Source organism: Streptomyces beihaiensis (assembly GCF_026274175.1).
GTDB lineage: Bacteria > Actinomycetota > Actinomycetes > Streptomycetales > Streptomycetaceae > Streptomyces > Streptomyces beihaiensis.
Window position 1 is genome coordinate 1 of the sequence record NZ_JAPHNL010000335.1, and the last position, 26,214, is coordinate 26,214.

General features: G+C 69.4%; 33 protein-coding genes and 1 pseudogene. 5 read left to right on the forward strand and 29 right to left on the reverse strand.

Going from position 1 to position 26,214, the window contains the following annotated elements:
* A partial coding sequence (locus tag OFY01_RS31400) for an MFS transporter (protein ID WP_323135588.1) occupies positions 1-1,068 on the reverse strand: 1,068 nt, incomplete at its 3' end.
* Between the two features lie 69 nt (positions 1,069-1,137).
* Here OFY01_RS31400 and OFY01_RS31405 point away from each other — a divergent pair.
* Positions 1,138-2,694 carry a recombinase family protein gene (locus tag OFY01_RS31405; protein ID WP_266605730.1) on the forward strand — a complete coding sequence of 519 codons (1,557 nt, stop codon included), beginning with the start codon at positions 1,138-1,140 and terminating at the stop codon, positions 2,692-2,694.
* A 167-nt stretch (positions 2,695-2,861) separates the two neighbouring features.
* Positions 2,862-3,092 (forward strand): helix-turn-helix domain-containing protein, encoded by a 231-nt coding sequence (locus OFY01_RS31410; RefSeq protein WP_266605732.1) that lies wholly within the window; start codon positions 2,862-2,864, stop codon positions 3,090-3,092.
* Between the two features lie 348 nt (positions 3,093-3,440).
* Here OFY01_RS31410 and OFY01_RS31415 read toward each other — a convergent pair whose 3' ends face one another.
* The 16 genes and pseudogenes from OFY01_RS31415 to OFY01_RS31490 form a co-directional block, all read right to left on the reverse strand.
* Positions 3,441-3,830, reverse strand: coding sequence for a hypothetical protein (locus tag OFY01_RS31415; protein ID WP_266605734.1), 390 nt, complete (start codon positions 3,828-3,830; stop codon positions 3,441-3,443).
* Between the two features lie 92 nt (positions 3,831-3,922).
* Positions 3,923-4,225 (reverse strand): hypothetical protein, encoded by a 303-nt coding sequence (locus OFY01_RS31420; RefSeq protein ID WP_266605736.1) that lies wholly within the window; start codon positions 4,223-4,225, stop codon positions 3,923-3,925.
* An 86-nt stretch (positions 4,226-4,311) separates the two neighbouring features.
* Positions 4,312-4,494: a hypothetical protein gene (locus tag OFY01_RS31425; RefSeq protein ID WP_266605738.1), complete on the reverse strand. Its 183-nt coding sequence runs from the start codon at positions 4,492-4,494 to the stop codon at positions 4,312-4,314.
* On the reverse strand, positions 4,491-4,778 hold the full coding sequence (locus tag OFY01_RS31430; protein ID WP_266605740.1) for a hypothetical protein: 288 nt from the start codon (positions 4,776-4,778) through the stop codon (positions 4,491-4,493). The genes OFY01_RS31425 and OFY01_RS31430 overlap by 4 nt, the downstream gene beginning before the upstream one ends.
* 357 nt (positions 4,779-5,135) lie before the next feature.
* Positions 5,136-6,311: a helix-turn-helix domain-containing protein gene (locus OFY01_RS31435; protein ID WP_266605742.1), complete on the reverse strand. Its 1,176-nt coding sequence runs from the start codon at positions 6,309-6,311 to the stop codon at positions 5,136-5,138.
* Positions 6,312-6,415: 104 nt separating this feature from the next.
* Positions 6,416-7,057 carry an HAD family hydrolase gene (locus OFY01_RS31440; RefSeq protein ID WP_266605743.1) on the reverse strand — a complete coding sequence of 214 codons (642 nt, stop codon included), beginning with the start codon at positions 7,055-7,057 and terminating at the stop codon, positions 6,416-6,418.
* 84 nt (positions 7,058-7,141) lie between these two features.
* Positions 7,142-7,348 (reverse strand): hypothetical protein, encoded by a 207-nt coding sequence (locus OFY01_RS31445; RefSeq protein ID WP_266605745.1) that lies wholly within the window; start codon positions 7,346-7,348, stop codon positions 7,142-7,144.
* Positions 7,345-7,629 carry a hypothetical protein gene (locus OFY01_RS31450; protein ID WP_266605747.1) on the reverse strand — a complete coding sequence of 95 codons (285 nt, stop codon included), beginning with the start codon at positions 7,627-7,629 and terminating at the stop codon, positions 7,345-7,347. The genes OFY01_RS31445 and OFY01_RS31450 overlap by 4 nt, the downstream gene beginning before the upstream one ends.
* Complete coding sequence (locus OFY01_RS31455) at positions 7,626-7,850, reverse strand: hypothetical protein (protein ID WP_266605749.1); 225 nt, start codon at positions 7,848-7,850, stop codon at positions 7,626-7,628. The genes OFY01_RS31450 and OFY01_RS31455 overlap by 4 nt, the downstream gene beginning before the upstream one ends.
* Before the next feature lie 324 nt (positions 7,851-8,174).
* Positions 8,175-8,729, reverse strand: a pseudogene (locus OFY01_RS31460) (glycoside hydrolase family 25 protein); the annotation flags it as partial.
* A gap of 64 nt (positions 8,730-8,793) precedes the next feature.
* A complete protein-coding gene (locus OFY01_RS31465; RefSeq protein ID WP_266605751.1) occupies positions 8,794-9,105 on the reverse strand; it encodes a hypothetical protein in 312 nt (103 codons plus the stop codon).
* Between the two features lie 14 nt (positions 9,106-9,119).
* The gene (locus tag OFY01_RS31470; protein ID WP_266605753.1) at positions 9,120-9,365 is read right to left on the reverse strand and encodes a hypothetical protein; all 246 of its coding nucleotides are present in this window, start codon (positions 9,363-9,365) and stop codon (positions 9,120-9,122) included.
* A gap of 15 nt (positions 9,366-9,380) precedes the next feature.
* Entirely contained in the window at positions 9,381-10,145 is a 765-nt protein-coding gene (locus OFY01_RS31475; protein WP_266605755.1) for a glycine-rich domain-containing protein, read from the reverse strand.
* The gene (locus OFY01_RS31480) at positions 10,142-10,951 is read right to left on the reverse strand and encodes a hypothetical protein (protein ID WP_266605757.1); all 810 of its coding nucleotides are present in this window, start codon (positions 10,949-10,951) and stop codon (positions 10,142-10,144) included. The genes OFY01_RS31475 and OFY01_RS31480 overlap by 4 nt, the downstream gene beginning before the upstream one ends.
* Positions 10,944-12,026: a DUF5047 domain-containing protein gene (locus tag OFY01_RS31485; RefSeq protein WP_266605789.1), complete on the reverse strand. Its 1,083-nt coding sequence runs from the start codon at positions 12,024-12,026 to the stop codon at positions 10,944-10,946. Before OFY01_RS31485 ends, OFY01_RS31480 begins: the two co-directional genes overlap by 8 nt.
* Before the next feature lie 13 nt (positions 12,027-12,039).
* Complete coding sequence (locus OFY01_RS31490; RefSeq protein ID WP_266605759.1) at positions 12,040-12,762, reverse strand: hypothetical protein; 723 nt, start codon at positions 12,760-12,762, stop codon at positions 12,040-12,042.
* A 37-nt stretch (positions 12,763-12,799) separates the two neighbouring features.
* Here OFY01_RS31490 and OFY01_RS31495 point away from each other — a divergent pair, with 37 nt between their 5' ends.
* Positions 12,800-12,973, forward strand: a complete 174-nt coding sequence (locus OFY01_RS31495; RefSeq protein ID WP_266605761.1) for a hypothetical protein — start codon at positions 12,800-12,802, stop codon at positions 12,971-12,973.
* 9 nt (positions 12,974-12,982) lie between these two features.
* A complete protein-coding gene (locus OFY01_RS31500) occupies positions 12,983-13,444 on the forward strand; it encodes a hypothetical protein (RefSeq protein ID WP_266605763.1) in 462 nt (153 codons plus the stop codon).
* Positions 13,445-13,502: 58 nt separating this feature from the next.
* Here the strand turns inward: OFY01_RS31500 and OFY01_RS32725 are convergent, their stop codons facing one another.
* Both OFY01_RS32725 and OFY01_RS31515 read right to left on the reverse strand, forming a co-directional pair.
* A complete protein-coding gene (locus OFY01_RS32725; RefSeq protein WP_407700465.1) occupies positions 13,503-17,063 on the reverse strand; it encodes a phage tail tape measure protein in 3,561 nt (1,186 codons plus the stop codon).
* A 76-nt stretch (positions 17,064-17,139) separates the two neighbouring features.
* Positions 17,140-17,622 (reverse strand): hypothetical protein, encoded by a 483-nt coding sequence (locus OFY01_RS31515; RefSeq protein ID WP_266605765.1) that lies wholly within the window; start codon positions 17,620-17,622, stop codon positions 17,140-17,142.
* Positions 17,623-17,705: 83 nt separating this feature from the next.
* On the opposite strand from OFY01_RS31515, the gene OFY01_RS31520 reads away from it, so the two are divergent.
* Positions 17,706-18,137 (forward strand): hypothetical protein, encoded by a 432-nt coding sequence (locus OFY01_RS31520; protein WP_266605766.1) that lies wholly within the window; start codon positions 17,706-17,708, stop codon positions 18,135-18,137.
* A gap of 64 nt (positions 18,138-18,201) precedes the next feature.
* Here the strand turns inward: OFY01_RS31520 and OFY01_RS31525 are convergent, their stop codons facing one another.
* From OFY01_RS31525 to OFY01_RS31570, 10 genes are all read right to left on the reverse strand, one after another.
* Positions 18,202-18,639: a hypothetical protein gene (locus tag OFY01_RS31525; protein WP_266605768.1), complete on the reverse strand. Its 438-nt coding sequence runs from the start codon at positions 18,637-18,639 to the stop codon at positions 18,202-18,204.
* A 16-nt stretch (positions 18,640-18,655) separates the two neighbouring features.
* Positions 18,656-19,684: a phage tail tube protein gene (locus OFY01_RS31530; protein ID WP_266605770.1), complete on the reverse strand. Its 1,029-nt coding sequence runs from the start codon at positions 19,682-19,684 to the stop codon at positions 18,656-18,658.
* Positions 19,684-19,944 (reverse strand): hypothetical protein, encoded by a 261-nt coding sequence (locus OFY01_RS31535; protein WP_266605772.1) that lies wholly within the window; start codon positions 19,942-19,944, stop codon positions 19,684-19,686. Before OFY01_RS31535 ends, OFY01_RS31530 begins: the two co-directional genes overlap by 1 nt.
* Positions 19,945-19,965: 21 nt before the next feature.
* On the reverse strand, positions 19,966-20,430 hold the full coding sequence (locus OFY01_RS31540) for a hypothetical protein (protein ID WP_266605774.1): 465 nt from the start codon (positions 20,428-20,430) through the stop codon (positions 19,966-19,968).
* Entirely contained in the window at positions 20,431-21,240 is an 810-nt protein-coding gene (locus OFY01_RS31545) for a head-tail connector protein (protein WP_266605776.1), read from the reverse strand.
* Between the two features lie 6 nt (positions 21,241-21,246).
* Positions 21,247-21,561: a hypothetical protein gene (locus OFY01_RS31550; RefSeq protein ID WP_266605778.1), complete on the reverse strand. Its 315-nt coding sequence runs from the start codon at positions 21,559-21,561 to the stop codon at positions 21,247-21,249.
* Between the two features lie 11 nt (positions 21,562-21,572).
* Positions 21,573-22,055 carry a hypothetical protein gene (locus tag OFY01_RS31555; RefSeq protein WP_266605780.1) on the reverse strand — a complete coding sequence of 161 codons (483 nt, stop codon included), beginning with the start codon at positions 22,053-22,055 and terminating at the stop codon, positions 21,573-21,575.
* A 67-nt stretch (positions 22,056-22,122) separates the two neighbouring features.
* Positions 22,123-23,400: a phage major capsid protein gene (locus tag OFY01_RS31560; protein ID WP_266605782.1), complete on the reverse strand. Its 1,278-nt coding sequence runs from the start codon at positions 23,398-23,400 to the stop codon at positions 22,123-22,125.
* 282 nt (positions 23,401-23,682) lie between these two features.
* Positions 23,683-24,660 (reverse strand): HK97 family phage prohead protease, encoded by a 978-nt coding sequence (locus OFY01_RS31565; RefSeq protein ID WP_266605784.1) that lies wholly within the window; start codon positions 24,658-24,660, stop codon positions 23,683-23,685.
* A complete protein-coding gene (locus tag OFY01_RS31570) occupies positions 24,653-26,107 on the reverse strand; it encodes a phage portal protein (protein ID WP_266605786.1) in 1,455 nt (484 codons plus the stop codon). The genes OFY01_RS31565 and OFY01_RS31570 overlap by 8 nt, the downstream gene beginning before the upstream one ends.
* Positions 26,108-26,214 lie beyond the last annotated feature (107 nt).

Here is a 26,214-nt window from a genome sequence, read left to right on the forward strand (position 1 = left end):
GTACGCCACCGCGGCCACGCCCAGGCCGAGCACGGCGAGGCCCGCACCGGCCACCGCCGGGGAGGCCGCGCCGAACCCCGTGGCGAGGGCGAGCCCGCCGATCCACGCGCCGCCGGCGTTCGCCAGGTTGAACGCGGCCTGGTTGGCCGAGGAGGCGAGGGACGGCGCGGCGGCCGCCTTCTCCATCACCATCAGCTGGAGCGGCGACCCGGTCGTGAACGCGGCCATGCCGAGCAGCAGCACGGCGAGCGCCGCGCTCCACTGCGTACGCATGAGCACCGGGTAGAGGGCCAGGACGGCGGCGAGGGAGGTCAGGCCGCCGAAGAGCGTGCCGCGCAGCGAGTGGTCGGCGAGCCGCCCGCCCAGGAGGTTGCCCGCGGTGGCGCCCACTCCGAAGAGGGCGAGCAGTACCGTCACACTCGTCTCGGCGTATCCGGCGGCGCCGGTCAGCATCGGCGTGATGTAGCTGTACGCGGCGAACAGCGCGCCGAACCCGGCGACGGTCGTGCCGAGCGCCAGCCACACCGGCAGCGAGGTCAGGGCGCGCAGCTCGCGGCGGAGCCCGGCCGCCGGCTCGCCGTGTCCGTGGTCGGCGGGGACGCACGCCACGAGGGCGGCGACGGCGGCGAGGCCGATGGCGCTGACCGCGAGGAACGTGGCGCGCCAGCCCAGCTGTTGACCCATGGCGGTGGCGACGGGCACGCCGACGATGTTGGCGACGGTCAGGCCGAGGAACATCAGGGAGACGGACCGGGCCTTGCGCTCAGGCCCGACGAGCGAGGTCGCGACGACGGCTCCGACGCCGAAGAACGCGCCGTGCGGAAGGCCGCTGACGAAGCGGGCGGCGAGCAGCGCGTGGTAGTCGGGGGCGGCGGCCGAGACGGCGTTGCCGACGACGAAGAGCGCCATGAGCCCGACGAGGACCCGGCGGCGCGGCATGCGGGCGGTGACGGCGGCGAGCAGCGGCGCGCCGATGACGACGCCGAGCGCGTACGCGGAGACGAGGTGTCCCGCGGTCGGGATGGGGATGCGCAGGTCGTCCGCGACGTCGGGCAGCAGGCCCATCATCACGAACTCGGTATGAATTCGCGTTTGGGTGCATGATGGGAGGGCTCACACGCACCGCCGGGAGGGAACTTGACCACCACCGACACACTGCTGGGCCGCGAGTATCTACGCGTCAGCTTCGACCGCTCCGGCTACGAGCGCAGCAACGAGGACCAGCACGCCGACAACGCCGACGCGGCAGAGGAGTTCAACATCACCCTCGGCCAGGCGTACCGCGACGTCGGCTCGGCCTCCAGGTTCGCCGCCAAGAAGCGCGACGACTTCCAGCGCCTCATGCGCGACCTGCACGAGGGCACCTTCGGGGCACAGGTGCTCCAGATGTGGGAGAACAGCCGGGGAAGCCGCAAACCGCGCGAGTGGCTGGACCTGATCGACGCCTGCCAGGCCCAAGGCATCAAGATCCTTATCACCACGCACCGCCGCCTGTACAACCTGGACAACTGGCGCGACCGGCACGCCCTCCAAGAGGAATCGCTGAAGGCCGCGGCAGCGAGCGAAGAGACCAGCGAACGCGTCAGCCGCACCCTGCGCCGCAACGCCGAGCAAGGCCGCCCACACGGCCTGATCCCCTACGGCTACCGGCGCACTTACACCAAGGTCCGCAACTCCAGGGGCCGCCTGGTCACCCGGCCTCAAGACCAACTCCCCGAGCCGACCGAGGCCCTGAACGTGATCAACCTGTTCGTCAGCCTGCGAGCCGCGAAGTCGTTCCGCGCTATCTCCGACGACTGGGCCGCACGCGGCATCGTGAGCCGAGACGGCGTGCCCTTCAGTCCGCCTTCCCTTTCCCAGATGGCACGGAAGATCAGCTACATCGGCAAGCGAATCCGCACCAAGACCGTGCGGGACCAGGCGACCGGCAAGTCACGCAAGGTCCCGCTAGGTGAAGTGGACGCCGCCTGGCCGGTGGTGGCCGACTTCGAGGGATCCCCCATGTCACCCGAGGAGTTCGTCACGCTGTTCCACGAGGTCCAAGGGCTGCTCAACGATCCCCAGCGCAATACCAACCCCGGCGGCGGAGCCAAACACGACTTCACCATGACCATGCGCTGCAACCACTGCGGCGGCCCCATGACAATCACCATGCACAAACCCGCCTCCGCCGACGGCGCCCCCGTCTACATCTGCCGCGACGGCGGCTGCACCTACCTGCGCGAGAAGGATGAACTGGACGCCATCCTGACCGGCGTCATCGTGAGCGTCCTCGCGCGGTCGAGCACGTATGAGCGGCTGGGCACCGGCACGGACACAGCCGAGCTGAGGACCATCCGCGCCCAGCTCACCATCAAGAGGGCCGCCCTTGAGGAGACGCGCACCGCTACCCCGGAGACGCTGGTCGAGGAACGGCGGATGGCGCGCCGCGAGGAGAGGCTGGAGACCGAGGTCCAGGAGCTGGAGCAGCAGGAGCAGGCCCTCTCCCGCCCCAACCCGTTGGAGACGCTGTTCCCGCAAGGGCCGGCCGACAGCATCGCCGCGCGCTGGAAAGCCACCGATGTCGCGTCCAGGCGGGCGATCGTCGCCCTTCTGCTGTCCCCGGAGGCCGTCGGGCAGGTTCGCATCCGGAAGGCGGCCGACTCGCCCTCTGAAGCCGTTGCAGACCGAATCTGCTGGGTTCGGGTGAGCTAGTCCGATGCCTGCCAGCAGACGGGCGTGCAGAAGCCCGCCCCGGCAGCGTCTTGCGGGACGCCGCCGGGGCGGGTGACAAGGACAGCCCGCACAATCACTGACGTTACGTCAGAAAAAGCATCAGGGCTGATGCTGACATGTGAACATGCGCATTCCAGTTTTGTCGAGTGCCTCGCGACACCCCGGACTGGATCATGCAGCGACGCCGCGAGCTGGGCGAACGCATCGGCAACCTGCGCGCCGCCGCCCACCACACACAGGAGTCCCTCTGCGAGGCCACAGGCCTGAGCCGCAGCCACCTCCAGCGCATCGAGTCAGGCGAGGCCGACCCGCGCTACAGCGACCTGCTCAAGATCGCTCAGGCGCTCGGCAAGGACGTGTCCGTCCTCAACTCCTGAGCAGCAGGAAGCCCCGCCCATCCGCCAGGCGGGCAGACGAGCGGGGCGATTCCCACAAGGGCACCGAAAGGACTCGGCAGGGGCTGCTACAGGGCGGGCTGACCGCTCCCCGGGCAGGTTTCCGTCCCGGTACCGGCCCGCTGATGCATCGTGGTCGGCGTTCCAGGTGCCGAACCGACACCAGCCCCGCAGACGGGGCAGTTGCCTTCAGTCATGCCAGGATCGAAGAAGTGCCCGCGGCGTAGATGCTCACACATGATCAGTTCTCCCTTGGTCCTCAGGTCAGGGTGGTGCTGATGGTGTGGTGCACTCCGCCGCGAGCCCCGGCTGCTGGTCGCGACGGAGGGTCTAGATGGGGCGGACGAACACCTGCTCCCCGTTGTGGAACGCGACCGTGAACCCTGTGCTGTCCCCGCCGCCGCGCGTCGACCAGACCTCGATCCGCTCGATCTGCGGAGACTCGGCCGCACCGACTACACCGGCCAGCCAGGCGTCCGGCGCCCCGCCCACAGGCGCGGGCTGGAACGGTGCGGGCTGCCCCTCGACAGGAGCCGTAGGCGTGTCGTGCTTCGCGCCCTCAGCAAGCTGCCCGATGAGCTGCCACCGCTGCTCGCGGCCAGCCGCGGTGACGGCGATCGCGAACGGGTGCTTCCCATCGTCGAGGAAATCCACCGACTGGACGTCGGCGGCGTTTTTCAGCAGGTCAACGAGGTAATCGCGGAAGGCAGCAGGGCGCATTGATCGGTCCTTTCGTGGCGGCCCGGACAGTCTAGGTGGGGCAGCCGGGGCGTATGAGCCCGTTTCCGGAGCCCACCACCCGACTGGCACACCTACAGCAGCCGGGCGACGGCAGCGGGCAGGAACAGCGAGCGCGCCCGGTGCTCGGCCCACACGTCAGCGGCCTCCGGATGATCCGCATAGTAGGCGCACGGCTCACATCCGCCCACGTGCGGTACGGGCACACAGTCGGGATGGGCCACCGCCAGATGCTTGGCGAGGACCAGCTGCTCGGTGAGACAGCCGTCATCCGCATCGATCTTCCTCGCGAGACGGCACAGCAGCCGCGCGCAGTCGCCACAGCCGAACATGAACGGCGGCGGCAGAGGAAGGGAATCCTCGTCGCTGGGGTCCATCAGCCGATTCCTCCTGGTAACCCGCCCCGCCGGCGTCTTGCGGAACACCGGCGGGGCGGGAGTTCTCTGGGCAGCCGACGGCGGGCCTAGCGGCGCCGCAGGCCGACCGGGGCCGTCTGCCTGGGCGGCGGCGGGACGGGGCACACGCGGTGCTGCTCGATGATCGCTCCGGGCCCGGACGGGCTGAACACGTCGAACCGCCTTGATGCCTCGCCCGGCCGGATCGGCTCGTCGCAGCGCCCGCAGTACCGCCCGCCCTCGGCGCTCACAGTCGCCGTCCGTCCCGCAGCGCGCGCCGCAGCTCGGCCGTCTCCGCACACAGCGTGCCGTCGTCGACGCACTGCTCGCAGAGGGCGGAGTGCTCGACGAGCTGGGCGTGGACCATGACGGCCGTGCAGAAGGGGCAGGCGCGCGGGAAGCACCGGTAGCCGTCCTCGGCGATCCGCTCGCCGAGGTCGACACAGCGGGCCGGGTCGAGCGGGTTCGCGCACCAGACGCAGCGGTGACCGCGCAGCTGGGCCTCCGTCATGGTGTTGACCAGCGGAATCTCCACAGGGACGGCGTCTGAGGCAGAGAAGCCGCTTGCAGGCTTCTCGGCAAGGCGGCCCTTCACGACGTCACCCGTGGGCGACACTCGGCACACACGAACACCGTGAATGCGCGGGCTGCCCCGTTGACTCGAACGTCGCCACTCGGCGCGAGGTCGCGTGTCACTGCGCCGCATTCCCAGCAGGCGAGCCCGTGCAGGCGAGCGATGCTCACCTCTTCCACGCCGACGTCCGGCGCGTCCTTGTACGTGCTACTCATGTCGTGGCCCCTGCTCTGTGATGTCGATGCACAGAGCATGGGCTGCGCAGAGGGCGGCAGGTGCTACAAGCTGTAGCACCGGAAATCACCCAGTGGGGTTGCGTCAGACGGCGCCGATCCAGTCGGCGAAGTGATGGAGTGATTCCTCGTCGGCGCGTTTTACACGTAGCAGCGTGCCTGCGGTCTCCCTCGCCCACGGATGTTCGCGGGTGTGCTGCGGGGCGATTTGGCGGGCAACCTTCAGCGACTCGAACGCGTCCTCCAGGCGGCCGCCCCACATCTGCGCACGAGCCAGCTCGATCCAGTACCCCGAGCGGCGTTCAGCCGGGAGCGCGTCAGAAGGCGCCCACCTTCGGGCGATGCGGAACGCGTCGTCGATGTGGTCGTGGCCAAGGCCGACAGCGACGGACAGCTCATGGATGAGAACGGATTCGGGGCCGAACGCGGTGCCGAGGTACGTCCCTTCGTCGGTGGCCTCGCTGAGCCTGCGAGCGTCGGCGAGATGGGTCTGCGCAGAATCTGCGTCCTGGTCCCGCCCTGCGATGACAGCAGCGCGCATGTGCAGGGTGCCGAGGGCGGCCGTCGAGTTCGGATCGGTGGGCGGCGGAGCGGCATCGATGGCGGCCTCAAGGGCGAGTTTCCCGGCACGGTGCGCACGGGCGGTGAAGAACGTCTCTGTGCGGACGTATGCGACGGTGCTGCTGAGGAGTTCGTCGTCGGCGTGGGGCGCGGCCCACCGCATGAGTTCGATGAGGCGAGCCGAGAGGTCGTGCGCCCCGTACTTGTAGGCGACCGCGTCCACGGATCGGCCCACGGACACGAGGAGTCGCGCGGCGTCGCGCCGGTCGGCGGCGGCATGGAAGGTGGCCAGCGCGTCACTGAGGAGCTCAGGCGCCTGCTGCGCGAGTGCTCCGTACTGCGCCGACAGACGCCAGTTGACGGCTTCGTCGACAGCTTCCCGCAACTCGTCGAGGGATCGCGCTGGCGGCTCCATGGGAACGTCGTAGGCGGCGAGGCTCGCAGAAATCCGGGGGAGCGCCGCGTGCACGCGCCGTTCTGTTCCGGTGAAGGTGGACAGCAGCCGGGTGGCGTCGACGCCGAGCGCGGCGGCGATGGCCTCAAGGGCGCTGTCGCTGGGGTGTCGGGAACCCTGCTCGATGGCTCGGATCGTGGCGATAGAGAGGAAGGCGGCACGGGCGAGGTCCACCTGCCGCAGGCGTCTGGCCTTGCGGGTGGCGGCGATCCGTTTTCCCAGCCCTCCGTCATCAAATGGCGGCATACTGGCTCCAGTTCGAGGCGTCCACTTCGAACCGTACCCGCATGACTACTGCGAGGTGCGAAAATGGCCCCATCTGCGTCATGCAGGTGGGGCCTCCGCGCCGGTCAGCCCTCGATGACCGCCGCGAGGTCCAGCAGCGAGTCAATCCGGTAGTCCGCTGTGACGACCAAGTCAGGGTCGTCCGCCCACAGATGCCCCCACGGGCCGCGCCGCACATGAGCCGTACGCAGCCCGGCGCGCGCAGCCGGAAACGTGTCGTTCTGCGGATGGTCGCCCACATACAGCGTTTCCTCCGCCAGGCCGCCGGCCTCAGCGACGAGCCGTGCGAAGAACGCCGAGTCGGGCTTAGCCACACCCCACTCGCCAGACGTAGCGATCAGGTCGGCTGGCAGGTCCAATCCGCGCAGCAACTCCCCTACCCTGGCGGTCTGGTTACCCGCCACAACCACGCGGATGCCGTGTTCGCGGAGCAGCCCGAGGGCTGGCCGGACGTCCCCGTACAGGTCGGTCTCGTCGAGGTGCTCACCCCGGCCTGCGTCCTCACGGGCCCGGTATTCCTCGGCCAGGTCGATGCCTGGCCGGATCAGCCGAAGCGCGTCCGCGTTGTCCTGCCCTCGGGCCACGACGGCGCCGACGAGTGCAGAAACGGTATGCCGTGGCGCATCGAGCCAGTCCGCCCAAGACGCCCAATAGCGATCGTCTCGGACGAGGGTTTCGCCTACGTCGAATGCGATGGTGCGGATCATGCCGCGACCCTAGTCGCAGCGCACTCGGGCATGACGAAAGCCCCCTCCCGGCCCCTGAGGGCCGAGAGGGGGAAACCATCCGCTTCACGTCAGGATGTGCACCAGAAACCAGGCCGCGAACGAGCACCACGCCGCCACGAACACCGCCGCACCCGCCCGGGTGCGCACCCGGAACCACGCCCGGGTGCGCTCGCTGAGCGTGTCGCCCGGCCGGCCATTCCGGATCGCCCACACCTCGAGCACGGCGCCCACCGCGAGCAGGCCGCCCCACATCCAGTCGGCCGCGTTCACCGGCCCACCACTTCCCACGCGGCAACCACGAGCGCAGCCACACCGGTCAGCGCGCCGACTGACGCCAGAGGCCACCGGGTCCGCTTCAGCGCCTCGACGTCCTCACGCAGCTCGGCGAGCGCCTTGTCGGTGTCCTCCCGGAGCTGCTGCACGTCCCGCTCGTTACGCGCCGACCGCTCGACGAGGACCCCGAGGGAGCCCTTCACCTCGGCGAAGCCCGTTGTCACGGTGCCGCGGAGGCGCTCCAGCTCGACGGCCACGGACGCTTCGGGCACCGTCATCCGGTGCTCTCCTCGTCGGTGCGCAGCCAGCCCGGCAGCAGCCGCTGCACGACGGGCATCGCCATGAGGCGGGTGACCGCGGCCGCGACCGCCAGGCCCACGCCCACACCGGGCGCGGTCTCCGGAATGCCGGAGGCGTGGACGAGGAGCGGGAGCGCCGCCGCCAGGCCCACGAGGAACTGCACCGCGGTGCGGATCGTGCGCTTCGTGTCGTTCGTCATCGCTCAGTCCTTCACGTCGAAGCCGTGCCGTGCGCCGAGCTTGGCCAGCGACGTCTTGCCGGGGATGCCGTCGGCCGCCTGGCCGTGGTAGCCGAGGTGTCGCTGCCACACCGCATACGCCGAGACCGTCTTGCTGCCGAAACTGCCGTCGACCCACCGTCGGTTGAGGAGGCCCTCGGCGTGCAGCGCCCGCTCGACGAGGAGGACCTCGCCCCGGTGAGTGGTGTGGCCCTGCGCTGCGCGCGGGTCTCGGCGGGCCGCGGCGACCACGTGCGCCAGGTGCACGACCGGCCGGGACGGCGCGGGCGCCGGGGCCGCGGGCGCCGTCCCACCGGCCCACTCGCGCAGCGCCGCCCGGTCCGCGAACTGGGCCACGCTCGTGTCTACCGGCCGGTCGGTGTACTGGTGGAAGCGCCACGTCGCCGTGATGCGCGGCTCACCCGCCGTCACGTAGTCGGCGATCCACAGGCCATCACCCGCATAGGAGCTGGTGTCGTGGTGGAGCCAGTAGTCGCGGTTGCAGTACAGCAGCACGCGGTGATGCGGCCGCAGGCGCTTCACCTCGCGGATGAACGCGTCCTTCTCCGCGCAGCTCGCGCGGGTGCCAGCCTCGGTGGTCTCCCAGTCGACGGCGAGCAGGTCCCCCTCGATGGACGCGCACTTCTCGACGAAGAAGCGCGCCTGCTCGGCGATGTTGCCCGGCCACAGGAAGTGGTAGAAGCCGACGACCAGGCCCGCGTCACGCGCGTGCGCCGCCTGCACCTCCTGCTCGGGGTTCGTGTAGCTGTGGCCTTCGGTCGCCTTGATGATCGCGAAGTCCCTGCCTGACGTGCTGAAATCAGCATGCTGGCGACTGGACACGTCGACGCCTTTGATCACGGGGTGCCTCCAGGAACGTGATGGCCCCGGCCAGTGGCGCGGGGCGTGCGGGAGTGGGGGCAGGTCAGGCAGGGGCCCAGACTCCGTTGCGGACAAAGCCGTGTAGGCCGCAGCAGCGCCACAGCAGAGACGGCTCTAGATGAAGCGGCTCGCGGGAGACGAGCCGGTGCGCGCTCGCGCCAGCAGCCACCCAGCAGCCCTCATGAACCTTGCGGTCCTCGGGGACGCCCTCAAGCGCCACGCACCAATGCCAGAAGATCGGGTTGGCCTCATGTTCCAGCCAGCCGTAGTAGATGTCGTCGGTCAGCGTGGTCAGTCCGCTGGTCTCTAGCCCCGGCCACTCGGACGGCGGCCTGCTGCGGTCGGCGTAGCCCACGGGTTGACCTCCGATCAGCTGGGCTGCATGGCCTGGGTCTCGGAGCTGGTGTACGCCTTCTGCGCGGTGATCTGACTGAACTGGCTATCGCCGGTGATCAGGTTGACCAGCTCTTGCAGCGCGGCGTCTCCGTCCGCCTCGGTCGCGCTGTCCCCGATCACGATGCTGAGATCCACCTGGACTGCGCTGACCGTGCCGTACCGGCAGGTGAGTGACCACGCGACACCAGACTGGGTGGTCTGTGGAGGCTCGTAAGGCATACCTATATCCCTTTCCTAGAAGTGCGCTTCGACGATCACCATGCCGTTGGCGCCATCGCCACCGGCCACCGCGGAGTTGGACCCGGTACCGCTCACGGCACCACTCCCACCACACCCCGGCTGCACCGCATCCGGCGCAGACAGGCCAGCCTGCCCGGAGAAAGTCGTGGCAGGAGCGCGCCTGCTGGCGCCGGGCCAGGCTGCGCCGCCGTTGCCGAGCATCGCCGGACGCCCGGAGGACACGATCCCGTTGCCGCCGTCGCCCCCCGACAGCAGCAGGTCCCCCAGGCTCCCCACGCCCGCCGCACCACCCGTCTCGGCGAGCTCAGCAGTCGACGACGAGCCGCCGTTGCCGCCGACCCCGCCGCCCGCGACGACAGTGGATCCGAAACTGCTGCTGCCGCCGTCTGAGCCCGTATTGGCGCCTGCCGCACCGCCGTTCCCGCCGCCGCCGACCACGACGGACACCGTGGATCCGAGAGACGACGCGGCAATGAGCGACTCCGCATAGCCTCCGCCACCACCACCGCCCGCGCAGGCCGCCGCCCCAGAGGCCGTAGCAGCACAGCCGCCCCCGCCCCCGCCGCCGCCGATCGCGATGACCCTCACCCACTTCGCGTTGGTCGGCTTGGTCCACGTCCCGGACGCGGTGAACACCTGCAACTGCGGCATGGACAGCTGCGGGTCGATGTCCTCCGCCATGGTCTGGAGGTGCTCCCAGATCCTCGCGTTGTCCGAGCTCTCCGGGTAGGTGATCCCATTCGGGGTCTGCTGGCTCATGAGGTGCGCCTCCAGTAGAGGGTCAGCGTCCAGGCCGCGGAGTAGGAGCCGCGTCCAGCGAGACGGATGTACGGGTCGTCGGACGAGACGTAGATGGCGAGGCCGCCACGAGTGCCGTCGACCATGGCCTGGCCCCAGCTGTCGGGGAGCGTGAAAGTGTCGGTGTCGCCGACCGCCAAGGACGGTCCGGTGGTTGATTCGTGCAGGCTGGGGGCGCCTGAGGGGCGGGTGGTCTGCGAGACGAGCCGCAGTGTCGGCCGCTGGCCGGAGTATGCGCCCGCCGAGAGCCGCCTGAGGCGCACCGTCGCTTTGGTGATGGTCGCCCCGGACAGAGTGGCGGGCTTACTGCCGTAGAAGGCGCACCCGGTCATGCGCCCGAAGCTGCTGTACGCGTAGCGGCCCTGGTAGGTGTCGAACGAGTTCGTCGATCCGCCGTCGGACCGCCAGGATCCGTCGCGGTACGTCGCGGTCGCCACCGGGTGGCACGTCAGCGTGCCAGTGGTCGTGACCGGCTTGGGGGCTGGAGCGCTGTCGCCGGTGTCGGTGGTCACGTCTGGTGCCGGTGCCGGTGTCGGCGTCACCGTGGGCGCCCCGGGCAGGACAGCGATCACGTAGTAGACGGCGCCGCGCCGCAGAATCAGCACCGGGTCGAGGGCGGCCACGGTCACGCCGGGCACCACCCGTGCGGTCACGGTGACGTTGGCGACGTTGACGAGACAGGCGTCGCTGGATGCGTCGGTGGCTGCGACACCGACGAGTGAGCCCTGCCCGGCGAGGGACACGCGGAGGTCTGCTGCGTCACCCATCGAGCACCCTCACAGTGACGGTCATCTCGCTGGTCGAGTACGGCAGACTCATCGTCTCGATGACGCAGAGGGATCCCGTGAGCCCGGCCCCGGTGACGGTCACATAGTCGCCGGTGACGAGGCCAGGGTGCGGCACCATGCTGATGTCGAGTTTGCGGTATGCGGTGCGGCGTAGGCGGGCCAGTGTGGTGGATGCGGCGGACCGGCATTCTGTGACCGAGGTGAGCAGCGGCGATGACATCGTGTACGGCACGGGCAGCGGCGAGAAGGGGCCGCCGATGCGGTAAGGGCTGTTGCTGTCGGTGTCGTAGGCGGTTCCCTGAATCTGGGTGCCGTCACTCAACTCGCCTTGCGCGACGACGACGTTGAAGGCGCCGTCGCGGGTGGCGGCTCCGCGCCACTGCACGACCGTGCCGGTCGACGGGTCATCGGTGACGTCCAGCACGCTTGTGCCGGTGTCTGTGAGGGGCTCGATGAGGAGATAGCCGTCCTCGGTGACGCGGGCGTCCGCCGGCCACGCGTCGAGAACCTCGGTGAGGGCGCCGAGGCGGTCGTCGTCCCACTGCATGCCGAGTGGCACCGACCGGTCCGTGAGCGTCCCGTCGATGGTCACGGTGAGGGCGGGCTCGACGAGGGCACGGCAGATCGAGACGAGCGTGTCGCTGCTGCTGGGCTGGAACGGTGCCACGAACTTGGCTTCGTCGACGAGCGACAGGAGGCCCTGCGCGGTGACGCTGACTGTGTTGCCGTCGGTGGACGTGTCGGTGATCAGGAACCATCCCCGGTTGATCCATTCGGTTTGGCCGCCGCCGAGGTCGACGCCGTAGTCGATGCGCAGCTGCTGTCCGTAGGCGGCCAGCGGATGGTCCACAGTGCGCGGATCCCAGTCGACGCCGCGGTCTCGGCGCGGCACGGTGAGCGTGACCCGCTCCGGAACGTTCAGGGACCGGTCGCGGTCTTCGCTGCCGTCCGCCACGGGGATGTCGTCGGCCAGTAGCTCGCCGTCGAGCCAGGATTCGGCGCGGACCGCCATGGTGAAGCCGCGCTGCACGATGGCGAGCGCCTCCGCGGACATGTCGAGCACCCGGTCACCCCCCGAAGTCGTAGGTGGCGATGTCGAGGAGCGTGCCGGGGAAGGCGTCCGCGAGGTCTTGCAGCGTGGCGTAGTTGTTGGCGATGTCCTGGAGGGTGAATCCTGCCGCCTCCAGCACGTCGGGCCACGCCTCGGTTTCGGCGATGTCCAGATCCCATTCGCGGTACGGGGTCTGCCAGTTGCGGCGCTCGTCGTCGTTGAGGAGCGCCAGGTAGTTGTCGACGCCGTCCGCTGATGTCTGGGCGCGGATCATGACCGTGCCCTCGGTGGCGCCAGTCAGCACGTCGCTCAGAGCGTCGCCGTCGTCCTTGGTGTCCGTGGACACGGTTACCGTGCCCTGCGCGGTGGACCGCGTCTTGCCGACGACGACGAGGCGGCCGTTGACGTTGTGGACGGTCGCGTCGCGGGTGCGCCGTTTGTCAGCCCATGCCTCGACGTGTACGTGTGCTCCGATGCCGGTGATGGCGTCCGAGATGATGTCACTGTCGACCGTGGATGTGATGCTCGACGAGGTGACCGTCCATGCGATGCCGTTGACGTCCGTCAGGTCCGCGGTATAGGTGACCGCCACGCCGAACGGCTGCTCGGCGTCGACGCGGACCAGCGCGTCGGTGCCGGTCACGTCCACGTTGGACGCGGCCCGCACCGCTGTCTGGGTGGAGCCCACCTCCCGGTAGATCGTCGCGGTGACGATGTCGTCGGCGAGCATGCCCGTCACCGACAGAAGGTTCCGCGGCGGGTCTACCGTCTGGGCCGTGGCTGTGATGCTGGCACTCGCCTCGCGGACGCGCAGCACGCCCGCCACACCCGTCGTAGAGGACGTGTTCGCGGTGACGGTGGGTGCGACAGTCGCCGAGCCGGCGGTAACTGCGGTGCTCGCAGCGCCGATCCGCACTCCGTATCCGGTCGTCACGGCGGCGGAGAGGTGACCGGCCATCGTGTCGAACGTGATGCTCGTCGCAGCGATCGTCGCCGTGCCGAGCCCGCTGGCGGAGTCGGCGACGCTGTACCCCCACCATGCGAAATCGCCTACAGCCCAGGTGAGGGAGGTCGTACAGGCCGCGGAAAACGTGCTGTCGGCTGTAGTGTCCTCGCCTGCCGTCCACGCCCACCGCCAGCCGGTCCCCGCCGACCGGGACAGCAGGGAAATCGCACCCGCGATGACAGACCCCGTGCTCCCCGACGGGATGGATGTCGTGGGCTGCGCGTCTCCACCGGTCATCTCCCGCACGAACATGGTGATCCGGCGCGGGCCCACATTGGATCCGAAGGTGCCTCCGCCTCCCGAAAAACTGCCGGCGAGTGTCCAGCCCGACGGCGTGGACGGGACGCTGTCAGTGGGGTGCCCGGAGGCGACTTCGAGGATGCCGAGCTGTCCAGCCGTCGGCGTTGCCGAGTAGGCAGGTGTCACAGTGTCTGCGCTGCTGGCCGTCGCCCCCAGCCCGAGATAGGAGATCGTCACCCGACCCTCCTCCCCACCTTCTGCCGGTGCGAGGTCGCCTGCTCCGAGGCCCGGATCATCGGCGCGGTTTCCACGCGGACGATGTCGCGAAGCTCGCGGTCACCGATGAACACACGCACCTCGACGGCGCCTCCGCCACCGGCAGCGAGCGCGTGCAGGGTGTCCCACTGCTCCCTCGTGAAGACGGCGGTCGGCTCCTTGCGGCCGGTGCCGTTCATCACCAAGGACATGCCCTGCGGCAGGTAGCCGCCGGAGTCGTACCAGTGCGGGGAGCGGGACATCCACGTCGCGAGCGCGTTCGCCGGGCTGCCGTAGGTCCGTTTGATGTAGCTGAGCCCCCACTTGATCTGGGTGGCCGGGTTGGTACGCCAGTCAGATCCGGCGGTTGCCATCTTCGACGCGGGCAGTGCCTGGGGGATGCCGTAGGCGCCCGAGCTGGGGTTCTTGGCCTGGTAGTTCCAGCCGGACTCGCCCATCCACAGAGTGCGCAGCGCCTTCCACTGGTCGCCGGTCCACCCGTAGCGGTTCATGGCGATCTGCGCGCCGAGCGCCATCGCCCCGGATGCGCCGGGGCTGACACCGGACAGTGCCCCGCCAACCTTGCCGAGCGCGGCCGCGGCCTTCTTCGGCAGGTGAGAGAGCGACACGAGGCCCTTGCTGACGATGTGGCTGAGTGCGTGCGGCAGGTCACCGAACACAAGGTGTGCGATGGCCTTGCCTCCCGTGGTCGCCATGCCCTTGAGCAGGCCGGCCGTCAGGTGACCGCCGAGTTCGGCGAATACCGTGCTCGGTGAGTGGATGCCGAAGAAATGCTTCACGGCATTCACGACTGGGTCGACAATGTGCGACTTCACCCAGTGGCCGATGCCTCTGATCGCGCCCACGATGCCGTTCTTCAGACCAGACAGCAGGTGGCGGCCCGCCGACGTCAGCCATGAGCCTGCCTGGCTGAACCGGCTGGTGATGGGCCGGACAACGTGTGTGATGGTCCAATCGCCGATGCCCTTGGCGATGCTGGCGACACCGCGCTGGAGACCGCTGATCAGAGAGCGGCCCGCTGACAACAGCCATGACCCGGCGGTCTTGAATCCGTTTACCACCGGACGGATCACCCAGCGGTATACGAAGCTGCCGATGCCCTTCGCGACGGCCACGATGCCGCGGTTCAGGCCGCCGACGACCGCGCGACCGCCGCTGTACAGCCATGACCCGGCGGTCTTGAATCCGTTTACCACCGGACGGATCATCCAGCGGTATACGAAGCCGCCGATGCCCTTCGCGACGGCCACGATGCCTCGCATCAGGCCGCGGACGAGCGAGCGACCACCCCTGTACAGCCACTTGCCCGACTGGGCGAACGGTTTGACCAGCCAGCCGGTGATCTGGCCGATCCATTTGCCGATCTGGCGGCCGACCTGGAGGATCCCGGCACCGAGCCCCTTGATCAGACGCTCGCCCGCCGCGGCGAACCGGCCCGCGTAGCCGAGGATGTTGAGGGCTGCTCGCCCCAGGAGCCTGCCAATCGAGCCCGCAGCGCGCGGGAACACCTTCGTGAACCCCTCGACGATGCCGTCCCAGACAGCTCTGCCGAACTTGCCGACGGGCTTGAGTAGCCTCCCCAGGCCCTTCTCCATCAGGCCGCCGAACTTTTCGATGGCCTTCAGGAGCGGGCCGAAAAGCCTGAGGATCGGAATGTGCGCGAACACTTTCCCAAGGAGGCCCGCGATCCGGCCGACCGGGATGATGGACACCGCGAACAGCAGGACATCTTTCCAGTGCTTTTTCCAAAATTTCCCGGAGAACAGCGGCGCGAACAGGTTGTTGACAAATCCGATGATGAACGGGATAGCTGCGGCGCCGACTTTCTTTCCCAGAGAGAGCCAATCGGTTTTTCCGAGCACCTTGCCCAACCATTTGGCGAAGTCAAATCCCTTACCCAGTGCCCCGATCAGCGCCTTGCCCAGGGCTCCGCCGACCTTGCCCCAGTCGACCGCGCTGATTCCCTTGCTGATGGAGTCGCGCAGCTGCTGACCCAGCTTCTTCGCCGCCGACATCGGCGGGGCCTTCGTCGCCTTGATCAACGGGGCGGCCAGCCCAGATCCGCCATGCGGGCTGAGCATCGACGTGCCCGCGATGCGCCCGTTGGACGGCGCAACCTGACCCGACCCATAGTGCGGCTGCGACTGAAGAGGCGCCCCGGCGCCCCCCAGAGGGGATGTCATCCCCGAGCCGAGGTGCGGCGATCCAGTGAGCCTGCCCAGGACGGTCGTGGGGAACTTGTCGATCGGCGCTCTCGGCGTCGGGCTCTTGGTGCCGCTCAGCCCAGAGACGAAGTCGCTGACCAGCGACCGGACCTGAGAGATCCGGCTCTTGATCGACCCCACAGGGATCAGACCACTCAGGGTGTGCGCGAAGATCTTCACCGCGGGCACACCGCGCTTCCCGATGAACCCTGTGAGTCCACGCAACGCGGACGTGACGCCACCGACCGCCTTGGTAGCGGCAGTGAGCACACCAGTGTCACCGATCTGGATCATCAGGCCCTCCCACGCGCTCGTCAGCGACGTGAGTTCACCGTTCAGACCCTTCATCTGCGTCTTGGCGATCTTGTCGGCTGTGCCGCCCGCATGCTCCAACTGCGTGGTCAGCTTCCTCAGGGCAGGTGCCCCTTGGCCGATGAGAGCGGCCATCGCCGGACCCGCGCGCTGACCGAAAATGGTCATCAGGTCGCTGGTGGTGGCGCCCTTCTTGCCGAGCTGGTCGATGATGTCCGCGAGCGGCAGCATCTTGTCGTGGCTGTCGACGACCTTCACGCCCAGCTTGTCCAGCGCGGCCTGGATCTTGTCGGTGGGTGCCAGCAGACGCGTGATCGCACCCCGCAGCGAGGTGCCCGCCAGGCTGGCCTGGATGCCCGCGTTGCCCATCAGGCCGATCGCCGCAGCCGACTCCTCGAACTTGAGCCCCGCGCTGTGGGCGACCGGGCCCGCGTACTTGAACGCGTCGCCCAGCTGCTGGAGGTCTGTGTTCGTGCTGGTGAACGTCTTGGCGAGAACATCGACGATCTTGCCGGTCTGCTTGGCCTTGTAGCCGTAGCCGGTCAGGATGTTCGACGCGATGTCGGCCGATGTCGCGAGGTCCATGTTCCCGGCGGAGGCCAGGTTCAGGACACCCGGCATCGCGGCCATGATGTCGTGGGCCTTGAAGCCGGCCATGGCCAGGAAGCCCATGCCGTCCGCGGCCTGCGACGCGCTGAACTTGGTGGTCTTGCCCAGCTCCTTCGCCTGGCCCCGAAGGTCCTGGAAGTCCTTGCCAGTCGCGCCGCTGACCGCGCGGACCTGGTTCATCGACTTCTCGAAGTCGCCGGAGGCCTTGAGCACGGAGAAGCCAAGACCGGCTGCCGCGACCGCGCCAACCTTGAGGCCCTTCGCGAGGGCGGCCCCGGCACCCGCCCCCTGCCGGGACAGGCGGGTCGCCGACGCACCGACCTGCCCGAACGTCCGCGACGCGCGGTCGCGGGCGACCAGGTCGTAGAGGACGCGCGTGGTACGCGTGGACACCGCGCCACCTCCCCTCGCAGGAGTCGGGGCGCAGCGGCGCCAGTCAGTCAGTCAGTCAGCGGGTCAGCGAGGCGGGTCAGCTGATCTTCTTGGCCACGCGGTCGATGGCCTTGTTGACCTGCCCCCTGGAGGCAGCGCCCAGAGGGCGCACCGTCCGGTAGAAGTACGGCTTGGGGTCCTGCTTCACCCAGACATCGCGGTTGCCGAACACCGGGTGCCGCCAGGGCTTCTTCAGGCCCTCCATGTATGCCTGGAGGGCCTTCTCGTGACTGGGCATCTTGCGGCCGTCCACACGGATTCGGACACCCGCCTCCTTGCCCGTGGTGCGCACTTCGAGCTTCACGGCCTTGGACATGCGGCCTCGCAGCCCCGACGCGCTGTAGCCGCGCTTGGACGGGATCTGCCGGATCGCCTGCCGCACCGCCGGGACCATCGGCCGGGCCGCCGCCCGCAGCTCCTTGGAGAACTCCTTCTTGAGCTGCTTGTCGTCCATCTTCCGCAGCTCGGCTGCGATCCGCTTCAGCTCCTTGCCTGTGCGCAGCTCCAGGTCCGCAACCATGGCACCTCCACAGATCGTGTTGACCCGATATGGGCGCGGTGGGACCATCGCGCCAACTCGGGCCCACAGCAGGGGGATGACAAATGCGACTGCGAGACGCCAGAGACCAGGTCGAGCGCGAGCATCCGGAACTCACCGGACAGGCCAAACTCGAAGCGATCAAGGCGCTCCAGAAGTCCGCGTCGGCCGACGCCGCCCACTGCGCACACTGCGACCAGGACGTGAAGCCCGTCGAGAAGCGCGGCTGGTCCGGAGTCCTCGCCTGGCTCGCCCTCCTGCAAGCCGCGGGCGTTGTCGGCGCCATAGTCGCCGCCATCCACCCCTACACGGTGCCAGGCGCGTGGGTCGGAAAGCTGGCGCTCTGGCCGGCCGCAGTGCATCCGACGTGGCTGTCCATCATCGCCGCGATCGCGGCATTCATCACGGCCGCTGCCTGGGCCGGGTCTGCCAGCCGGCGCGCCACCGCGACGGCAACGTGCCCGAAGTGCGGGCTGACGCTGGCTGCCCCGGCCTAGTCCAGCTCTTCGTCCTTCGCCATCTGATCGCACACGGCCGCCAGGTAGTCGAAGTCGGCAAGCGTCAGACGGCCGATGTCGTCGGGGTGGTATTTGAACCGGTAGGCGAAGGCAGCGAGGTATCGCCGGTACCGTCCGTCGGGGTCGTCCCACTGGCGGACGGCGGCATAGGGTCCGCCGCGACCTGCTGGGCCGGGGCCCCGGCAGCGTGCTGGGCGTCCTGCGCTGCCTGGGCCACCGCCTCGTCATGGTCCGGGGCGACCTCCAGGTCGACGTCGGCCAGGTTCAGGCTGTCCAGCTCCGAGAACCGCAGCGCCTCGCCCGCGCGCTTCTTCGCCAGGAAGACGAGGGCGGCGATGGCGTCGCCGTCGCCCTCTTCCACACCGGCGAAGAGCTTCGGGACGGTGAGGCCCGTGAGCGTCTTGATCTCGCGGGCCTCCGAGACCAGCATGCGCTGGTCGTCGAACTCGTAGTCGATGCCCTCGACGGTCAGCTTGATCACAGTACGTTTTCCTCTGCTACAGGGTCGCGTCGGCGGAGACGATGCGGACCTGGATGACGGGGTTGGACTCGTCGGAGTACGCCTCGAAGTCCGTCGACATGCTGACGATGTCCGGGCCGCCGACGTTCGGGCTGGCTGCCTTCAGCTTCACCGCCGGGAGGATGACCTCAAGGGTGTCGTTGCTGCCCGACGCGCCGATCGCGTCGCCTGTGAGGGTGAGCACCAACGGCAGCGTGTCGTTGGCGGTGTAGTGGTCGTACAGCTCGGCCTTGTTGAACTCGGCGTTCAGGCTGCCGGTGATCGTCGGGGTGTCGTTCTCCAGCTGCTCCGACTTGAGGCCGCCGTTGCCGATGCCGTACCGGTCGGCTGCCATGGGCGCGGCGCCCTGCACGCTGACCTCGGTGACGACCGTGGCGACAGCCGTGCCTCCGGTGACGGTGGTCTTCCCGCTCGCGGTGGCGGCGGTGCCACCCAAGCTCAACGTCGCGTTGGCGAAGCTGAAGACCTTGCTGCCGGACAGGTAGGAGGGTGCGGCGAGCGCGGTCGCCGTGTCCTCGTCGCGGCCGTCGAACGTCACCTTCAGCGTGGGGATCGCGTTGTCGGAGACGGACAGTTCCCACTGGCCGATCTTGCAGCCGGAGTACGTGAACGGGCGCACCGTGCCGGTGGCTGGCTCAGGGCGGCCCACCTGCACCGTGAGGCCCAGGCCGCGGAAGTCACCCGGCGTGTGCACCTGCTCGTAGGCAGGGGCCGTCAGCGCGGTCGGCGTCGCCGACGAGGCGAGGGCGTGCTTCCACAGCAGGCCCATGCCGAGGGTGGCGTGCTCCACGGTGAGGTCACCGGACACCGCCCGGCGGGAGATCGATACCCGCGAGGCGCGCTTGTACTTGGTGCCCACCCGCAGCCCGGTCGGCTCCAGGAAGCTGGGGTCGAGCTTGAGGCTCTCGTCGTTGAACTCGAACGCGTGGTCGGTGGTCACCGCGGTACCCCATGCGGATTCCTCGCCGACCATCAGCTGTGCGTCGAGACCTGTACCCGTCGCCATCAGCTGCCACCACCCTTCTCACTGACCGTGTCCTGGTCGGCCTGCTTCGTGCGCTGCGGGGTCTTCTCGACCTGCCAGCGGGACTTGGGGAAGGCGCGGACCTGGTCGCCCTCGCCGCACAAGTAGGCGTCGTCGGCCTCCTCCAGCGGCCCAGCGACGGTGACGACCTGGCCCGCGTCCACGGGCAGGCTGGTCGGACTGTCCGGGGGCGCGTACAGGTGCACGGGCCCCAAGAGATTGCGCAGGCGTACGGCGCCCATCGGTTCTCCTTGCTCGGATGGTCAGATGCGGGTGGAGCAGGTCAGCGTGAACGGCAGGCGGCCTTGAATGCCGCGGTCGGTCTGCTCGGTGTGCAAGGTGTGCTCGGAGATGGAGCACACGGTGGGCGTCGGCAGCCCCAGTGCCGGGTCGGCACGGACCACAGCCTCGACCTCTGCGAAGACGGCGAAGGTGCGGTCCCGGCACGGCTTCACGTCCGTCGCCCCCTGCTGAACGAGGACGGCGCCGGTCAAGGTGATGTCCTCGGTCTTCGCCCGCGCGCCGAGCCCTGCCCACTCCTGGGTCGTCTGGGCCGTCATGAACTCGCCCTGCGGGTCGCCGTCGTAGCCGACGAACACGAACTCGCTGGCGCTGGAGGTGGCCACGAGGGGCCCGTCAACGATCTGCACACCGTTGAGACCTGCCGCTGCGGTCAGCGCCGTCATGAAGGCGTCGATCAGTTCCGGGACGCGGGAAGCACTCGTCATCTACGCCACCCCCGGCAGCGGGGTGTCGAGCAGCTCCAGGGCGCGCCGTGGGAGAGCGAATCCGCGGCCGGACATGTACTCCGGCTCGGTGCTGCCGCCGGGGACGGCGCCGGACCGTCCGCGCTGTGTCTCCCACAGGTGCTGGATGATGATGCTCGTCGCCAGCTGGTAGTCGTCAGGCACGATCCGCAGGCCCGCCGTGTACGTGCAGTCGACGTCGCCCGCAAGCGGGGCCGCACCCGCAACGGCGGTGACCAGGCCGGTATCGGTGTCCACGTCGAGGTCGGCAGCCGCCCACGTAGTGGTGCCGTCTGCGCTGACGGCACCGGTCACCGCGAGGACGGGCACGTTGCTGAGCAGGATCTGGCCGTCGCTGTCGGCGGTCCGGCGCTCGCTGAAGGGCCGGCGGGCGACGATCGTTCCCAGCTCGCGTTCCACGGCGAGACTGGCGCCGGTGACGTAGCCCCGCAGCTCGTCATCGTCCACGTTGCTGGCCTCGTTCAGCTGCGCCTTGGCGTCGGCGAGGGACACGATCGCGACCGGGGCCTGCTCGCGGACGTCGAACACATCGGCCTGGGCGAACGGGTTGGTGCCGGTGCCCAGCCAGCGCACCAGGTGCCGTCCGGGCTGCGTCGTGGTGTAGGCGTAGCTGTACGAGCCCGTCGATGTCGGCGTGACCGGGTCGACGCTGACCGTGCTGTCGTCAGGCAGCGTGATCGTGAGCGTCATGGTGTCGCTGTCCGCCGGGTTACCGGCCGCGTCCGTGACGGTGGCGTCCAGCTGTGCCACCGCGCCGAGGTCGTACGCCACGGCCGGTCAGTCCCCGGCGGGGGCCGCGGTCTTCTTCGCGGCCGTCTTGCGTGCGGGCGTCTTGCGAGCGGGCGCGGTGTCGGTCGTCAGGGGGCCCGACTGCTCCGGCCGCGGCTCTCGTTCGGGCGGCTGGCGCTGCTCTGCGTCGGTGGCCGGGATGGCTGTCTCGACGTCGCCTGCGGCGTCGGCGACGGGCTCTGCGATGCCGGACGCGCACAGGTCGGCGCCCTCGGCGTCCGACACGTCCACGATGCCGCCGCGGCGCGGCCAGGGCCTGCCGTTGCGGGCCCCGGACACCTCGGCCTTCATGCGGATCTTCACGTTGCTCGCTCCTATGCGATCAGCTCGGCCAGGCGCATGGCGGCCAGAGCGGAGTTGAGGGCGGTGCGCAGCTGGTCGTCGGCGCTGCCGTCGACCGCCAGGTCCGTGATGTCGGCGCCGTCCGCCCACTGGTGCTGCGCGCCGTCGAGCACGAACGCAGGGCCGGTGGTGCCTCCGGCGATGAGCCCGGTGGAGCGCAGCACTGTAAGGACGGAGCCGATCGCGGTACGCGCGGCCGCGTCCGGGGAGGCACCGCCGGACGGGTCGGCGATGGCCGGGTGCTGCGCGACCTGGTTGGTGGGCCCGTTCCAGGTCTGGCTGACGTTCAGGTCGGTGGCACCGGCGATGACGCCCGCGCCTCGGAGCACGGCCAGGATGGACACCACGGCTGTGCGGCCCTCGGCGTCCGGTGTCGTGCCGCCAGACGGGTCGGCGATGGCCGCCGCATGGACCCACTGGCTGGTGGCCTCGTTGAAGACGGTCGGGGACGGCATGACGCCCTCCATGTCGAGTCGATGGCCCGGTACGGGCGCCGCAGCGGGCGCCCGTACCAGATGGTGGTCAGGATGCGGCGCCCTGGAAGACCTTCACCGCGCCCGTGAGGTCGACGAGCGCACCGTCCGCGCGCATCAGCGCCCGGAAGGTGACCAGGTCGGTGTCGAATGCGTACTCGTCCGACCGCTCGAAGCGCACGCCGCCCGCGAGGCGGACGAAGTACTGCGACATGTCACCGAAGATGATGCTCTTCGCGGAGGTGGCGATCGCGGCGACGTTCGGGTCCATGAGGACCGGCTTGCCGAGGATCGTGTCCGGGGCACCGGCCTGGAGGCCCGGCTGCCAGATGTACTGGCCGGTCGTGTCCTTGAGCTTGCGCATCGACGCGATCGACGTGTCCGCCATCATCCACACCGCCGCCTGGGACCGCCGGTACGGGGCGATCACCGAGTGGAACAGGTCGATGACGTCGTCCGAGGTGAACGCGCCGCCCACCCCGGTGCCGCCGGTAATGCCGACGGTGGCGTCGGTGACGACACCGCGCGGCTTCGCCGTACCGTCACCGACGATGGCGTGCGCGCCGAACGCGTTGCCGAGCGCGCGCCCGGCCTGCATGGCGAGGTAGCCCTCCAGGTCGACGCCGGTGTCGTCGAGCAGCTCGCGGCTGATCTGGATGAGAGTGCCGTACTTGTAGGCGCCGAGCTCGACCTGACCGAACGTCGGGTCGGACTCGCCGATCGTGCCGCCTTCGGCGACGATCGACGCCGAGCTGTGCGCGGTCGTCTTCGGGACCTGGATGGTCTCGCCGGAGTCGGTGTTGAGCACCATCGCACCCGACTGCATGATCGCCGAGTTCTGGATGAGGTGCTGCACCAGCCGGTCGTAGAACGTCGTCGGGACCGTGTCGCCGCCCCCGGTCGCGGCACCGATGGTGAGGGCGCGCTGCTGGATACCCCGCCAGTCGATGCGCCCCTCGGGACGGACGTCGTAGTAGCGACTGCGGGTCTCGCCGCGCATCCACGCACGCAGCTCGTCCTGGTTGCCGCCGTCGCCCGCGCCCTGGCCGCCGCGCTGACCGCCGTCACCCGGACCCTGACCGGTGCTCTTCTTGCCGCCGTGCAGCCGGTTGAAGGCGTCGTCGGCGTCCCTCGCTCGCTGCTCGGTGTCCAGCGCGGACTTGATGCGCTCGTCGAGCTGGTCCAGCTCCTCGTTCATCACGTCCCACTGGCCCTGCTCCTCGGCCGTGAGATTGCGGTTCTCCTCGACGCCGCGGTCCGCGATCGCCTTCATCTGCTCGAAGACCTGGCCGCGGCGCTCCCGCAGCTTCTTCACCATGTCCGACATGGGTGGACTCCCGTCCGATCGAATCGATCTCGACCGGGAGCCCTCGCGGTCCCACACCCCTCGGGGTGCCGGTGGCCGGCGCCTCTTCGCAACCGGCGGTCCGCTGATCCCTCTCCGTGTCGCACGGCCGTCCGTTGTGTGCTTCGCCGCGCCCAGAGCGGTCACCGACCGGGGGTTGCCCAAGTTGATGCCGTGGCGGTGCGGTTACGCGGTCCAGGACTGTCGTGCCGCCCCCATGTGATGGGGGTCTTGGTGGTGCAGTGCGTACGCGGCCCTGCTGGCTCAGACGTACGGGTCTTCGCGGCGGGCCAGCAGCGCCGCCGCAGCGGCGTGGGCTGGCATGCCCTTCTTCTTCGGGCGCGCCGGGGACGGCCCGTCGCTGCGGACGAAGAACCGGCGCAGCTCGTCGGCCTCGGCGAGTGAGCGGACCTCGGTGAGGTCGGCGTCGAACTTCTTCGCCAGCGAGCGCAGACCCGCCGAGGTGTCCGCGTAAGCGGGCGTGTTGACCGGGGCGACGTCGACGACTTGCGCGCCCACCAGCCGCCGCAGAGGGTATCCCTGGTCGGTCATCGTCCAGTCGTCGTCCAGCGTCCTGAAGGCGAAACTGGACTTGCGGACGTCGCCTCGCTCGACCAGCTCGACCACGTGCGACATGGACGCCGGCGGCACCACGTCGTACGACAGGCCGTACGCGTCAATGCCCATGCGCAGCGTCCCTGCCGCCGTGGTGCCGAGCAGCTGGTTGTCGTCGTGGTTGTAGCGGGCGATTACCTCGGGCCAGCCGTCGCCCCGGCTCTGGTTGAAGGCGATCGGGTCGACGACCTCGATGAAGCCCCCCAAATTCTTCGACTGCCGGTTGAAGACGGCCGCGTATCCGCCGATGCGCTTCTGACCGTTGTCGGCGCGCAGTTCGGCCTTGCCGGTGTCGCCGGAGGTGTACCGGCGTTCGATCTCCACAGTGCCCTCCAGGCTGTTCTGACCGGTCAGGCTGCCGTCGGCGGCCCAGTTGTCGGGGATGAGGTCGCTCAGGCCGATGGCCTGCGCGCGCTTGATGATGTGGACGCGGATCGCGTCGTGGCTGGCGCCGCCGCGGCCCACCGCACGAATCGCCGACTCCAGGTCCTGCCGGCCGTGCATGTTCGCGGGCCGGATCGGATACGAGCCATCCGCCATCGCCCAGCCCTGCGCTGTCGCATACCGGAGGGCCGCGGCGTTGAGGTCGGCGGCGTGCGGTGTGGTGATGTTGCCCTGGTCAGCCATGGATGTCGTCCTCCTTGAGTGGCTGCGGCCAGTCGTCGTTGGCCGGCCGCGACCAGTCGAAGGCGTCCGGGTCCATCACCTCGCGGAAGCCTCCGCGGATCGTCGGGGGGCGGACGGAGACGCCCGCTGCGATCGGCAGCGGCGTGTAGTCCTGGCCCTGGCCGTTCGGCAGCGGCGGCCGGTGCTCGTCGTTGCGGATCTCGTCGATGTTCGCGGCGCCGATGAGCCGTTTCTTCTCGTGGATCGACCAGCGGGTCAGCGGGTCCAGGCGCACCAGGGCGTCAGCGTCAAACTTCACGCACTGCCCGCGCGGAGTGAGCATCGACAGGTGAGATTCGAGCTTGCTCATCCACGGCAGCAGCGTGAACTGGATCAGCTCGATCTCCCGCTGCTGGGGCGAGCTGTAGGACATCGATCCGCCGGTCTCACCGCCGATCAGCTCCGGCGGCACCCCGTAGATCGCGGCAAGCTGCGTCGCACCGAGCTTCAGCGTGGCGATGAACTGGGCCTCGTACGCGGGGACGGTGATGGCCGTGTAGTCCCAGTCGGTGCCGTGGACGATCGGCTGCCGGGTCTTGATGGCCTGCACCAGACGCTGTTTGATGACGGCGGCCTCGGCTTGGTCGACCTTCTTCGCCGTGTTCTTGAAGGTTCCCGGGGGGACGCCGCCGGTGGCGTGCCATGCCTCCATGTACTCCTGGGCTGCCAGGCTGGTGGTCGCCATCGACGCGAACGCGCCGATCGGCGACAGGCCGAGGATCTTGCCGGGCAGCGTGAACCATGGGATGTGCACCAGGTCCACGGGGTCGACCTCGTGGCCGAGGACGTACCAGATCGGGTTGACGAAGCTGCCGCGCCCGTACGGCATCGAGTCGACGACCTGCACCCAGTCCATCGGCAGCCACTCGACCATCGTCGGGTAGCCGAGGTAGTCGCGGGCGGTGATGTAGCCGACCGCATTGCCCCGGTAGACCATCGACAAGACGGCCCGCCACATCCAGTCGTTGAGGTTGCCCTGCGACGAGGGCCCGTTGAACAGGGAGCTGAGCGGCAGCAGCTGCACGCCGTCGCTCGTCTCCCGGAACTGCCGCAGCGGCGCAGAGGCCAGGTTGGATGCGAGGAGCCGCCCAGCCGCGTACACCGGGGCCAGGCGCAGCACGCGATCGACGGTGACCGCGCCGCCGGAAGCCGTCGGGCCCCCCTGGTTCCACGGCACCGAGGTGATGGCGCGCTTCTCGATCGCGCCACGCGACTCGACACCAGCGAGCCACGCCCCGGCCTGGCGCATGCCGCGCACCGCGAACCCGAGCCGACGGCCCCACGTGGCGCGCGCCGTCGCACGCCAGCTGCTGCGCGGACGGCCGCGCGCATCCATCCACACGTCGCCGACGAGGACCGGGCCCGCGTCGTCGTCGCGGCGCGGCGCGCGCCGGGGCCACCACTTCACGGGCGATCGCCTACCAATCCCAGTCGTCGCACGGCTCGTAGCCTGCGATCCAGAAGCCGATACGGCGGCGCATACGGTCGATGAACGCGGCGCGCGCCCGGCGCCAG

Coding starts and splice junctions, on each gene's coding strand:
- OFY01_RS31415 (WP_266605734.1), bottom strand. CDS start 3,830: ATGCGCCCTGCTGCCTTCCGCGATTACCTCGTTGACCTGCTGAAAAAC.
- OFY01_RS31420 (WP_266605736.1), bottom strand. CDS start 4,225: ATGGACCCCAGCGACGAGGATTCCCTTCCTCTGCCGCCGCCGTTCATG.
- OFY01_RS31435 (WP_266605742.1), bottom strand. CDS start 6,311: ATGCCGCCATTTGATGACGGAGGGCTGGGAAAACGGATCGCCGCCACC.
- OFY01_RS31440 (WP_266605743.1), bottom strand. CDS start 7,057: ATGATCCGCACCATCGCATTCGACGTAGGCGAAACCCTCGTCCGAGAC.
- OFY01_RS31450 (WP_266605747.1), bottom strand. CDS start 7,629: ATGACGGTGCCCGAAGCGTCCGTGGCCGTCGAGCTGGAGCGCCTCCGC.
- OFY01_RS31455 (WP_266605749.1), bottom strand. CDS start 7,850: ATGACGAACGACACGAAGCGCACGATCCGCACCGCGGTGCAGTTCCTC.
- OFY01_RS31470 (WP_266605753.1), bottom strand. CDS start 9,365: ATGCCTTACGAGCCTCCACAGACCACCCAGTCTGGTGTCGCGTGGTCA.
- OFY01_RS31475 (WP_266605755.1), bottom strand. CDS start 10,145: ATGAGCCAGCAGACCCCGAATGGGATCACCTACCCGGAGAGCTCGGAC.
- OFY01_RS31480 (WP_266605757.1), bottom strand. CDS start 10,951: ATGGGTGACGCAGCAGACCTCCGCGTGTCCCTCGCCGGGCAGGGCTCA.
- OFY01_RS31485 (WP_266605789.1), bottom strand. CDS start 12,026: ATGTCCGCGGAGGCGCTCGCCATCGTGCAGCGCGGCTTCACCATGGCG.
- OFY01_RS31515 (WP_266605765.1), bottom strand. CDS start 17,622: ATGGTTGCGGACCTGGAGCTGCGCACAGGCAAGGAGCTGAAGCGGATC.
- OFY01_RS31520 (WP_266605766.1), top strand. CDS start 17,706: ATGCGACTGCGAGACGCCAGAGACCAGGTCGAGCGCGAGCATCCGGAA.
- OFY01_RS31530 (WP_266605770.1), bottom strand. CDS start 19,684: ATGGCGACGGGTACAGGTCTCGACGCACAGCTGATGGTCGGCGAGGAA.
- OFY01_RS31535 (WP_266605772.1), bottom strand. CDS start 19,944: ATGGGCGCCGTACGCCTGCGCAATCTCTTGGGGCCCGTGCACCTGTAC.
- OFY01_RS31540 (WP_266605774.1), bottom strand. CDS start 20,430: ATGACGAGTGCTTCCCGCGTCCCGGAACTGATCGACGCCTTCATGACG.
- OFY01_RS31555 (WP_266605780.1), bottom strand. CDS start 22,055: ATGCCGTCCCCGACCGTCTTCAACGAGGCCACCAGCCAGTGGGTCCAT.
- OFY01_RS31560 (WP_266605782.1), bottom strand. CDS start 23,400: ATGTCGGACATGGTGAAGAAGCTGCGGGAGCGCCGCGGCCAGGTCTTC.
- OFY01_RS31565 (WP_266605784.1), bottom strand. CDS start 24,660: ATGGCTGACCAGGGCAACATCACCACACCGCACGCCGCCGACCTCAAC.